Source organism: Dietzia timorensis (assembly GCF_020742175.1).
Taxonomy (GTDB): Bacteria; Actinomycetota; Actinomycetes; order Mycobacteriales; family Mycobacteriaceae; genus Dietzia; species Dietzia timorensis_A.
In genome coordinates this window covers 1-3,607 of record NZ_DYXM01000152.1, presented here as the reverse complement: position 1 = coordinate 3,607, position 3,607 = coordinate 1, and the positions used below count along the sequence as shown (strand labels likewise).

At 67.6% G+C, this 3,607-nt stretch carries 3 protein-coding genes; all 3 read right to left on the bottom strand.

Annotation, left to right across the window (positions count from 1 at the left end):
- Positions 1–711: serine hydrolase (locus tag K8V11_RS08320; RefSeq protein WP_303912648.1), on the bottom strand; the 711-nt coding region annotated here is incomplete at its 3' end.
- Positions 712–945: 234 nt separating this feature from the next.
- The gene (locus tag K8V11_RS08315) at positions 946–2,598 is read right to left on the bottom strand and encodes a DASS family sodium-coupled anion symporter (protein ID WP_303912645.1); all 1,653 of its coding nucleotides are present in this window, start codon (positions 2,596–2,598) and stop codon (positions 946–948) included.
- A 178-nt stretch (positions 2,599–2,776) separates the two neighbouring features.
- The coding region (locus tag K8V11_RS08310) for a sulfite exporter TauE/SafE family protein (protein ID WP_303912642.1) at positions 2,777–3,607 on the bottom strand (831 nt) is incomplete at its 5' end.

Below are 3,607 nucleotides of genomic sequence, written 5' to 3'. Positions count from 1 at the left end.
CTGCGCAAACTCCTGAAGGTCCTCCCCCACCGCCTTCTCGATCACGTGCGCGAGGAGATCCGGCCCGCGCTGCGTGTATTCGAAGAAGGTGCCCGGCTCGTGGATCAGCGGCAGCGCGAGCGACTGCTCGACGACCGACAGGTCGAGGTCGACGCCCGACGGCAGCCCCTCGGACACGATCGACTGCTGCAGCCCCGAGGTCTGGGTCAACAGGTCGCGAACCTTGATGGCCCGGTGCGCCTCGTCGCCCTGCCCGGCCTCGAGGTAGGTTCCGATCGGCGCGTCGAGGTCGAGAGCGCCCTGGGTGTTGGCGATCCCCGCGAGCATCGCGACGACCGATTTCGTCGACGACCACACGTTCCACCGCAGGTCGTCCGTGTGATCGTTGAGTGGCCCGCGCCCGATGAGGCAGTTGTTGCGGTACACCTGGACGTTGATGCGCATGCGCGAGGCCGCGAACGCTATCGCCTCGTCGAGCTTGGCCTGGTCTATCCCCACCTCCCCCGGCGCGACCTGCTGCGGCCCGGCCCCGGCTGCGGGCGCCGCGCACTGCTCCTGCCCCTCGCGAGCCGGCGCTCCTGCAACGCCTTGCGGGGCGGGCCATTGTTCGGGCGTGATGAGCCCCGGCGCAGGCCCGGTGACGGGAATCTCCTGCCCTGTCGCCACGGCCGCCCCGGGTATCGCGATGGCCAGCGCCGCCGCGAGTCCCATCACCGCTCGAATACTTCTCCAGCCACGTCGCACGCCCGTCCACCCTTCGTCTCGGCACGCTCCACTCGGCGCGCCTGTTGGGAAAGTGAGCACCATTATCCCAGCGCAGGCCGCGTTCTACGCGCCTTTTGCCGAAAAGGGACGGCCCAAATCCACATATGACGTCGGAGGCGCCGATCCCCCGAGGGAGCTGCGGCGTCCGACGTCATACGTGTGTAGAGCGGCGGTACCGGGCTAGATCGTCAGTCCGAACACCCACACGAGCAGAGTCAGCGAGGCGGCGGTGATGACGACGACGGCGATGACGTTGAGCCACACGCCGCCGCGCACCATCTGGCCGATGGTGACGTAGCCGGAGCCGTAAGCGATCGCGTTGGGTGGGGTCCCCACGGGAAGCATGAACGCGCAGGTCGCGGCCAGCGCGAGCGGAGCGGCCAGAAGCAGCGGCTCGATGCCGGTGCCCATGGCGACGCCGGACGCGACCGGCAGGAAGGTCGCCGCGGTTGCGGTGTTCGAGGTCATCTCCGTGAGCAGCAGGATGCCGGCGCACAGGATGAGCACGATGACCCACACGGGAACGCCGCCGAGCCCTTCGAGCTGCGAGCCGAGCCATTCGGAGAGCCCGGAATCGGAGAACTGCGAGGACAGCGCGAGCCCGCCGCCGAAGAGCAGGAGCACGCCCCAGGGCAGCTTGACCGCGGAGTCCCAGTCGAGCAGGCGTACGCCGCGCGCGGCGCCGCCCGGAAGGAGGAAGAGGAGCACGGCGATGGTCACGGCGATGCCGGCGTCGGAGATGAACGGGTCTTCGAGGCCGAGCAGGTAGTCGGATACGAGCGGAACCGCGATCCACGAGACTGCGGCGAGCACGAAGATCGCGAGCACCCGCTTCTCCCCCGTGCTCATCGGGCCGAGCTTGTCGAGCTCGTTTTTGATCAGCTCCGAGCCCCCGGGGATCTCGTCGATCTCGGGCCGGAACAGCACCTTGGTGAGCAGGAGCCACGCGGCGATAAGCATGACGACGGCGACGGGAACGCCGACAAGCATCCATTGGCCGAACCCGATCGACACGCCGTGGGTGGTGTCCATGTGCGCGACGAGCAGCGCGTTCGGCGGGGTGCCGATGATGGTTCCCACCGAGCCGATCGAGGCGGCGTAGGCGATGCCGAGCATCAAGGCGGTGCCGAACTTCGATTTCACCGCTTCCTGCGGCATCCCGATATCTCTGTCGTCGCTGTCGGCGGACTCCACGTCCGGGGATTCGAGGCCTTCGCCGTCAGGACTCTGTTCCTTGACCACCTTGTTGACGAGCATGAGCACGGAGATGCCGATGGGCAGCATCATCACGGCCGTCGCCGTGTTCGACACCCACATCGTGATGAAGCCGGTGGAGATCATGAACCCGGCGATGAGGTTCGCGGGTTTTGACCCCATCGCGCGGAGGGTGAGCAGCGCGACGCGGCGGTGCAGGTTCCACTTCTGCATGGCGAGGGCGAGCATGAATCCGCCCATGAACAGGAAGATGATGTTGTTGCCGTAGCTTGCGCCGATGTCGTCGACCGAGATGCCGCCGGCGGCCTCGTCGCCGGAGCCGAAGTCACCTTCGGGCACGAGCAGTGGAAACAGCACCAGCGGGAGCAGCGCGGTCGCGGGGATCGGTATCGCCTCAGTCATCCACCACACCGCCATAAGCACGGCGACCGCGGCCGTGATGCGGGGCCACATTTCGAGGTCGCCCGGCATGAGGAAGTAGACGGCGAGCGCGCCGACGACGCCGAGTCCGAGCCCGATCATCCGGCGCAGCAACGTCGGCTTGTCGTCGCCGTGTTCGCGAGCACCGGGCGACAGTTCCCGGCCTTCGGTGTCTTTAGGGGCGGTGGTAGTCGACATGACGGCACTCCTCGGATCGCGCGCGCGGTTACGCTTCGCCCTCGCCGTGCTGCAACACCGATCGGATGTGGCGCGGGTCACGGGGCCGAATAACCCGAGCTAATCACACAAGGTTCGGAACCGTCCCGCTTTTGCTGCGAACAATTGGCGGCACCGATTTCTAGATGACCTCGAGCTTCTAGATGACCTCCAATACCCCGCGGACGATCGCGCCCACCCCGCCGAGCGCGGCGAGCAGCAGCGCAAGCCTGCGCGCGTGGGCGACGGGAACGCGCTTCGCGAGCCACGTGCCCACCGCGATCCCGATAAGCACGGTGGCGACGACGCCGGGAGCGAGCCAGCCGAGGTGGAGGTCGGTGCCTGCTGCGTCCGCCGTCGCGCCGGTCGCGAGTTTGCTCGCCACCGACGCCGCGCCCATGGTCATGAAAATCGGTTGCAGCGTCGCCGCGAAGCGCAGCTGCTCCCACCGCGCCACGCGCGAATAGATGACCATGACCGGCGCCGCGACGCCCGAGGTCGTGTTGAAAAAGCCTCCGACGAGGCCGCTGAGCATCGCGATCGGACTGCCGTCGACGCGCGGTAGCGTCCGCATCCCCACGGTGACGAGCAGCGCGAACACGACGATCGCGCCGACGAGAATCGACAGCCAACCGGGCGGCAGCGCGCCGACGACGAGCGCGCCGGGAATCGCGCCGAGAACTGCCGCGGGACCGATAAGCCAGTAGCGTCGCCAGTCGATCCGCGACCACACCGCGATCATGATGAGAAAGCCGGACACGACGGTCGTCATGTTCGTCACGAGCACGCCGAGCACCGGCCCGAGAAGGATCGACAGTGTCGGAGCGACCACGAGCCCGACGCCGGTTCCGGAAATCCGCTGCAGCACGGTGCCCACGAGGATCGCCGCGACAATGATCGCCACGGTTCCCATCGTCATCATTCCCACATCGTAGTCGGCCCCGGGTTCGTGCCTCGCGCCGTCAGCAGCAGGAGTCGTTTCCGGCGCTCT

Bases quoted from the DNA above. Each gene is read 5' to 3' on its own strand.
- K8V11_RS08315 (WP_303912645.1), bottom strand. From the start codon at position 2,598: ATGTCGACTACCACCGCCCCTAAAGACACCGAAGGCCGGGAACTGTCG.